The organism is Pseudomonadota bacterium (assembly GCA_026388215.1).
GTDB lineage: Bacteria > Desulfobacterota > Syntrophorhabdia > Syntrophorhabdales > Syntrophorhabdaceae > JAPLKF01.
This window is the reverse complement of the sequence record JAPLKF010000145.1, coordinates 1-7296: the sequence shown is the minus strand read 5'-3', so window position 1 is coordinate 7296 and position 7296 is coordinate 1. Positions and strand designations below refer to the sequence as shown.

Sequence of the window (7296 nt, the reverse complement as noted above, 5' to 3'; positions counted from 1 at the left end):
AAATACAAATGGCCGGAGAAGATGGTGTATGCCCCTATCCCGCGTAACCCTGCAGGAAAGATTGAGAAACCAAAATTGAGAGACATATATGTGAAACCTGCAAAAGAGGCAATGGAGAAGGAATTTAAGAAACAGTAAATGCGTGAACAAGTGAACGAGCAAATGGGAACGCCTGTTCTTTTGAACGGGCGTTTTTATTTAAAGTTGTCAAATGAATGCAACTTGGTATTATATATGTTTAAATGCTTTTCTTATAGTCTCTTCTTTAACTGGTTGGCTTAATATCAACCACGTCTATGTTTAAGTTTATTGGCAGGGTTCTTAGCTTCAGAAACAAAATTCCCAATCTCACCAATGCTCACTTCCGACCTTGTACCCATGGCATTTATAGTCCCCCGTGTCGATAGGCACTTATTATTGGTTTACTTAAAGAAAAACCGATCAATGCACCTATGCCGGAACCTATTACACCCTGTAATGTTTGAACAAAGATATACCAGGGAGCATAAAATATATGCCAGATATACGGTGCAGATATGTAATAGAAGTAGATGTATACCACAAGCCCTCTTAATAAGCCCGCCCCTAAAACATTAGCCCTGCTTTCTAAATAACTACGACAAAGTAAAAAATAAAGCTCCAGAACAAAACCGGCGAGCAATGCATAGGGCCACCAGAGAGGATTTATTCCACGGGATATAATCTGAGATAATAGACTATGCCCGAAGATGATTAGCGTTGCCGTCCCTAATTTCGGAACAAGCCTTATCCCTATAAACAATACAGCAGTAAATGGGATGGAATATGTAAAGGCATGAATAAAGGGTATCCGGCTTAAACCAAATTTAAACGGGAGTCCTGCAATATAGAGGAGACTACAAAACACTGCAATAGTTACAAGCTCGTGTACATTGAAACCTTTGAATAATCTCCGTCTTGCTCCTATATAGAAGACTGTTCCACCTAAAAGAAAGATGAAAATTACAGAACTTATGTAACTATTCATAAATGAAACCTGTTTTTAATCGCCAATACCATTATCAGAAATACAATAGACAGAGTAACCCAATCAGTCCATAAAAATCTTATATTTTTGATTTCGGTTCTTTTACCGGTAAAACCCCTTACCTCTGCGGCTAAGGCAGTTCTTCTCGCTTTACGCAGGCTATCAATAATCAACGGCTGCAGAAGAAGTCGAAACCCCTTTATTGCGCCACGCAGTCCTTTTAATCTTAATCCCCTTAATTTCTGGGCAATCAATATCCTTTTTGCTTCTTCTGCCAAGGCTGGTAAGAAACGTATACTGACTGTAAGCATAAAACCAATCTTTTCAGGAACACCAAACCTTTTTAACCCCAATATGAGATCGGAAGGGTGCGTGCTCATCACGATGATCATGCTTAATAGTGTAGCTGAGAATAGCCTCATCGACTGGACTACCCCATAGATTAAACCTTCCCTGTAAATCGATATACCACCGGTAAGTTTACCAATGAGGCCTGCATCTTTAGGAAGGATTGTAAGAATAGGTGTTCTCGGCTCAAAATAGTAAAAAAACCCCTGAGAAATCACAGTAGCAACTATAGCCATTCCCATCAAATAGGTAGTAATTTTAATATAGGATAATGGTGGTTTTACGGAGAAAAAAGCTGCTAAGAGAATCATAAAAAGCCCGAAAAGACTGAACGATGTATTCAGAATCACTATAAGACAGGCACAGGCAAGACTCATAAGTATCTTTGTTCGAGGGTCAAGGTGGTGAAAAAATGTAGCCCTACTGATATATCTCATCGCTTACGATTCTGCCATCTTCGAGTAGAATGGCCCTGTCTGCAAACTCTTTCACACCCATGTGATGTGTAGAAAATATGACTGTTTTATTTTCATTAACCAGCGCATTAAGGATTTTGAAGAGACTGCACAAGTTATTGTAATCCAATCCTGTTGTCGGTTCATCTAAAATGATAACCTGTGGCTCCATTGCCAGGATAGATAATATTGCAAGGAGTTGCCTTTGACCTCTCGATAGTGTTTGAGGGTGTCTTTTTCTTACAGTATTAAAATTAGCAAGTTTTAAGTATTCCTCTTTATCAACCTTTTTCTTTAACTGCAATGGGCCGAACATAATCTCTTCTTCTACCGAATTTGCGAAAAGCTGTTCATCAGGATTCTGGAACAGAAAACCAACCCTGCCAATAAGTTCTTCTATGGTAGGATTGTTAAAGCCTAAAAGGGCAAACCTCCCTTTATCAGGCTTTAAAAGGCCTGCCATAATCTTTAATAGTGTAGTTTTACCAGAGCCATTCTCCCCGCAGACCGCAATTAACTCTCCCCTCCTGATATTCAGGTTTATATCTTTTAAAATGGGTTTCTCCTTTCTGTAGCCAAAAGTCAAATCCTGGATATCGATTTCATTTGAATATCCCTTGAAACATCTCCTCTCTCTACACACCGTTCTGATGCTATGAAACGATTTGGTTTCATTAATAATTTTTCCGTTTTCCAAAATGATTACCCTATCAGTCACAGGTAGAAAATCTTCATACTGATGCTCCACAAGCAAGATAGTATTCCCTTTTTCTTTAAGTTTTCTGATAATTCCTAACAACTCACCCCTTCCCTTTGAATCGAGATCAGTGGTTGGTTCATCAAAGAGAAATATATTTGGCCCCATAGCATAGATAGAGCTTATTGCCAATCTCTGTTTCATCCCACCCGATAAGTTAAATGTTTCGGCGTTCCTCACATGTAAAAGCCCCATTTCTTTTAGCGCCATATCCCTTCTTTTTATCACCTCTTCTTTTGGCAAAGACAGATTCTCACAGCCAAAGGCAACGTCATCCTCAACCTTAAGCATAAATATCTGACTTTCAGGGTTCTGAAATACGGTTCCAACAATCCTCGATATCTCTGCGACGGTTATTTCTTGGGGGGATATACCATTTATCCTGATATCGCCGCGAATATCACCTGCAAAAACATGGGGTATCAGTCCATTAAGACAATATAGAAATGTTGATTTGCCAGAACCGGTCGGACCAATGAGTAAAACAAACTCGCCTTCCCTGATATCGAGATTGATACCCTCAAGAGTCGGGTAATCCGCTTCAGGATAAGAATAAGTGAGGTCCTTGATTATTATCATCTTCTCAGGTTGTTGGTAAAAAGGTTAATTATACCTTTATAATCCTGTTCTTTCGGGTCTGAAAAAACAACATTATTAAGGCTGCCATTGATCGATCCCGCTGCGTCTTTCAGTTCTTCATAAGCCGGGCTCCGGTAAGGCAACCCGTCTACCGGCATATACCCGATTATCCGATAGGGGATATCCATGTCTATGCTGCCTATAAATTGCGCGATCTTTTTTATTTCCTCAGCTTCTATCAGGTCCGGGATAAGCACACTGGATAATGAGACCTCTACGCCGTTTTCGTAAAGAAACCTGAAATTTTTTAGAGATGTTGCATTGGATTTTCCCGTGTAGCGTTTGTGCAGATCATCGCTTAAGGCTTTGATTGAGAGTGATACATGTTTCAACCCTTCAAGAGACGGCAGTATGTAGCCATTAGTCATAAGACGTACCTCACATCCTAACTCTTCATAGAGTGTCTTCGGCAGGATTGAAAATTCATAATTTTCTACAGGGTCACCGCTGATAATGGTAACCTTTTCAGGTGACACTGGTCTGAGTACCTCCATTACCTCTTTCAGGTTCAATAGTTTTAACTCTTTGAGATTAAACTTCGGGTATATCTTTTTCCAGTAACATCCGATACAGCGAAAGTTGCACCCTATAAAATAAAGGCTGCATGAATTTGCCCGGGGGTTATAGGTTATACGATGGATATTCATTTGAGCACCTTTGTCTATAAGGGAACTGATATAGTCAGAACACCACTCCTAATTCTCCGGCTTTTACCCTGCAACAGTTTGCGCACCTGAACTCAGGATTCTTGTCTTTGCTCTTGTCATAGTTTTTGCTCTTAACAATGGCTATCCTGTATCCTGTGCCCATCTTGTGGCAGTCGGCACACTCCACGTTAGATTTGGCTTCCCACTGTACATCAAGGGACTTCGAAGTAAATATGAACCTGTCAACCCAGTAGAAAATAGCACCTCCTATGAGGTTTGCCACTCCCGCTCCGAGCCAGTCCTGCGGGGTCCCGAAGGTAAAGCTCCCGAACTTGAAAAATGATACAACCGGGGCGAGGATCGGGGTGCTGAGCTGCCAGCGGAAAAGATATATGACGAATCGTTTAATATTCATACCAATCTTGGCCTCCTTCGTATATCAGAATTTCAACATCATTTCTCCGTACCACTTCCGACCAGGAGCTTGGTAAGAGGAGAAATAGTCTCTATCGAACACATTATCAACAGCGAGGGACACTGTAGCAAATTTTGTAATTGCATAAGAAACCTTCGCATCGGTTACAAAATAAGGGTCATAAGAGAGATATACATTGTTTGTTCTATCTCTATTTTCATCGTCACTGTACCGTTTGCTCACATATCTACCAACAATGTGTGCTTTTAAGGGACCTCGTTCCACTTCAAAACCGATATTGAACATCTCCCTCGGAACAAAGGTTAAACATTTTCCTTCTGTTGCCTGTTTCACATCATTCTCTCTGACTTTTGCGTTATTATATGTATAATTAGCAAACAGCTTTATGCCAGCATCGAACTTCTGTACCCCCTCAATCTCGAAACCCTTTACGTCCGCTTTCCCCACATTGATTTTATCCTGAAGGGTTGGAGTAAGAGTCCTGCTATAGATGAGGTTTTCGATATAGCTTTCAAAGTAGGCTGCCTTAAACTGAAACCCATGCCACAACTTTTGCTCTATACCTATATCCCAGGAAATGGATTTTTCAGGTTTTAGATCAGGGTTGCCGGCGTATGTAGTACCGGTTGTTGAAGTCCATGTTCTATAAAGTTCATAAAGCGTAGGGGGTCTAAATGCTTTTCCAACGGATGTCCTGAGGGTTGTATCCTTAAATGGTGTATACACGAGAGCTGCTTTGGGGCTTATTGAAAAGTAATCTGTAGACCCATAGCGTTTTGGATAGCCGGTCTTACCAACATCATTTGCATAACCATCAAATGCCTTCCACCAATCCTGCCTGAGTCCCAGATACGCTGTAAGATTATCAAGAAACATTATCTCATCCTGTATAAAAAAGGCAAGTGTCCTGTCTTTTCCTCTCGATTGATAGGTAGGGTTTGTTGTGGAATCTTCATCCTTCCAGTATGTCAGGGTATGCTCCTCAGTATCTGACCAGCTGTATCTATATGAACCCCCGATGGTGAGAGCGTGCTTTTGAAAAATCGGTACGGTGAGCTGCAAATCAGTATTATATGCACGGGACGGACTGGAAGAAACTGTACCGGGCCCTCCAAAACGTGTAGTTGCGGCTGTCGTGCCAGGGGTTACATACCAGTTCTTTTCATATTGGTTGAGAGCAATAGACGCCTTTGCCTTAACAGATGAGAATTCTGCTTCATAACTTGCATTATATATGTTTTGTGTTGTTCCACCGGGTCCACCGAGAAAGGTTGATTCCCTCACGGTGCCGTACTTGTAAACAGGTACTCCGGTAGCGTTCGCCAAATATGTATTTAGGTCACCATACTTATATTCACTTTGATTTCTCATAAAAGAAACCCTCAGTTTAGAAGTTTTTGTGAAATCATAGCCTGTTTTAATGGTCAGATTATCATTATACCACCCATTTTTACCTTTATCACCGATAAGATAGCGGGCAGCCCCCTGATCACTTATTGTAGGGAGCCAACCATTAATCCCTGCCGGGGGTTTTGTGCTCTGTACATTGTAATCGGTTACATAACCATCAGTAGACTTATAGCCATAACTCATGAAAATCCTGAATTTACCTTGAAATTTATCTCCATAGGAGATATAGGTGCCCCATGTATTGTCTGTGCCGTAGCCACCTTTTATGGTTATTTCTCTCTTTTCCGGCATTTTGGTTAATATGTTCACAACACCGCCCATGGCATAACCACCATAAAGGCTTGAAAATGGACCTCTAACAACCTCAATCCTTTCAACGTCATCAACAGAAAGACCGCCAAAAGACACAGTACCATCATACGCCTTATTGAGCGCTATACCATCCAGCATGATAAGGGTCCTCTGTTGTCCCGGCATACCTCTTAACGTAATGGATGCCTGTGTGTCCATGAGACCCTTGCCACGCCTGTCAAAAACCCCAGGAAGTTCATTCACTGCCTGATCTACGGCCTGAACATTGCTGTTTTCTATATTCTTTTTTGTGACAACACTCGTGGAAGCAGGCACCTCACCCACCTCCTTTTCGGTTCTTGTGGCAGTAACAACAATATCGCTTAATACCACTGGATCACTACCCTGTGCATACACAATCCCAATAGCAGAAAAAAATGGGACAATTATTGCTGTAATCCAGATATATAAGTTAACCATCTACCTTTTCTCTATGCCACGAATATAATATTCGTGTTACTATTAAGCAAAAAAATAATACTGTTTAATCAATGTCTTTCCCTGTACTCGACATGCTTAATGTTCCGTGTTTTACCCCTTTTATAGATTTTAAGGTATCAGCTAATCTTTGTACCTCCACAGGATTTCCCCTGACGGCAATAATCTCCAGGCAATTATCGTGGTCTAAATGTATATGCTGGGTAGAAATTATTACCTTTTGAAAATTATGTTGTATATCGGTAATCTTATTTAACAGGTCTTTTCTATGGTGATCGTAAATAAGGGTTATTGCCCCTGCAATATCCTCACCTTCCTGCCACTCTTTTTTAATAAATTCCTGACGTATCAGATCACGAAAGGCCTCAGACCTGTTAGTATAATTTTTATCTTTTATTAGCTTATCGAACTTTTCCAGCAATTCTTTGCTTAACGAAACCCCGAATCTCACTAATTCCGACATGTCTGTTCCTTAGTAATACGCATTTTAAATTTGTAGCACTCTAAAATCAGAAAGTCAAAGTTTTTTCCTGGTCCTTATATATGCCTGAACGCTTTTCTTATTATTTCTTCCCTTACCGGTTGAGTTAAAAAGGAAACGATAACAAATACCAGGAAAGATATGGGAAGTGCAATAATCTGCGGGTCTATCATATTCCAGGGAAGGTCTGCAAGGGTGTCACAATGGAAGAAAAGATTACATAATCCTATTGCCTTTGATTCCTGTTCGTGAAAGAAGAGCATCCACAGAAGAGAAGAAAAGAAACCGCAGAGTATGCTTGTCTTGGCTGCTATCTTTGTACCCCTTT

The 7296-nt window shown here is 40.7% G+C and carries 8 protein-coding genes; all 8 read right to left on the bottom strand.

What is annotated here, in order from left to right; all coding sequences use genetic code 11:
- Nucleotides 1-385: 385 nt before the first annotated feature.
- Complete coding sequence (locus tag NTU69_08710) at nucleotides 386-1006, bottom strand: hypothetical protein (protein ID MCX5803592.1); 621 nt, start codon at nucleotides 1004-1006, stop codon at nucleotides 386-388.
- The gene (locus tag NTU69_08705; GenBank protein ID MCX5803591.1) at nucleotides 1003-1791 is read right to left on the bottom strand and encodes an energy-coupling factor transporter transmembrane component T; all 789 of its coding nucleotides are present in this window, start codon (nucleotides 1789-1791) and stop codon (nucleotides 1003-1005) included. Before NTU69_08705 ends, NTU69_08710 begins: the two co-directional genes overlap by 4 nt.
- Nucleotides 1775-3145 carry an ABC transporter ATP-binding protein gene (locus NTU69_08700; protein ID MCX5803590.1) on the bottom strand — a complete coding sequence of 457 codons (1371 nt, stop codon included), beginning with the start codon at nucleotides 3143-3145 and terminating at the stop codon, nucleotides 1775-1777. The genes NTU69_08705 and NTU69_08700 overlap by 17 nt, the downstream gene beginning before the upstream one ends.
- Complete coding sequence (locus tag NTU69_08695) at nucleotides 3142-3852, bottom strand: radical SAM protein (protein ID MCX5803589.1); 711 nt, start codon at nucleotides 3850-3852, stop codon at nucleotides 3142-3144. Before NTU69_08695 ends, NTU69_08700 begins: the two co-directional genes overlap by 4 nt.
- 34 nt (nucleotides 3853-3886) lie before the next feature.
- Nucleotides 3887-4267, bottom strand: a complete 381-nt coding sequence (locus NTU69_08690) for a hypothetical protein (protein ID MCX5803588.1) — start codon at nucleotides 4265-4267, stop codon at nucleotides 3887-3889.
- 24 nt (nucleotides 4268-4291) lie between these two features.
- Nucleotides 4292-6469, bottom strand: coding sequence for a TonB-dependent receptor (locus NTU69_08685; GenBank protein ID MCX5803587.1), 2178 nt, complete (start codon nucleotides 6467-6469; stop codon nucleotides 4292-4294).
- A gap of 64 nt (nucleotides 6470-6533) precedes the next feature.
- Complete coding sequence (nikR, locus tag NTU69_08680) at nucleotides 6534-6950, bottom strand: nickel-responsive transcriptional regulator NikR (GenBank protein ID MCX5803586.1); 417 nt, start codon at nucleotides 6948-6950, stop codon at nucleotides 6534-6536.
- A gap of 74 nt (nucleotides 6951-7024) precedes the next feature.
- A partial coding sequence (locus NTU69_08675) for a sodium:solute symporter family protein (GenBank protein MCX5803585.1) occupies nucleotides 7025-7296 on the bottom strand: 272 nt, incomplete at its 5' end.

What these genes read in the sequence shown, in the direction of transcription:
- NTU69_08685 (MCX5803587.1), bottom strand. Translation starts at nt 6,469, where the DNA reads ATGGTTAACTTATATATCTGGATTACAGCAATAATTGTCCCATTTTTT.
- NTU69_08695 (MCX5803589.1), bottom strand. Translation starts at nt 3,852, where the DNA reads ATGAATATCCATCGTATAACCTATAACCCCCGGGCAAATTCATGCAGC.
- NTU69_08690 (MCX5803588.1), bottom strand. Translation starts at nt 4,267, where the DNA reads ATGAATATTAAACGATTCGTCATATATCTTTTCCGCTGGCAGCTCAGC.
- nikR (MCX5803586.1), bottom strand. Translation starts at nt 6,950, where the DNA reads ATGTCGGAATTAGTGAGATTCGGGGTTTCGTTAAGCAAAGAATTGCTG.
- NTU69_08705 (MCX5803591.1), bottom strand. Translation starts at nt 1,791, where the DNA reads ATGAGATATATCAGTAGGGCTACATTTTTTCACCACCTTGACCCTCGA.
- NTU69_08700 (MCX5803590.1), bottom strand. Translation starts at nt 3,145, where the DNA reads ATGATAATAATCAAGGACCTCACTTATTCTTATCCTGAAGCGGATTAC.
- NTU69_08710 (MCX5803592.1), bottom strand. Translation starts at nt 1,006, where the DNA reads ATGAATAGTTACATAAGTTCTGTAATTTTCATCTTTCTTTTAGGTGGA.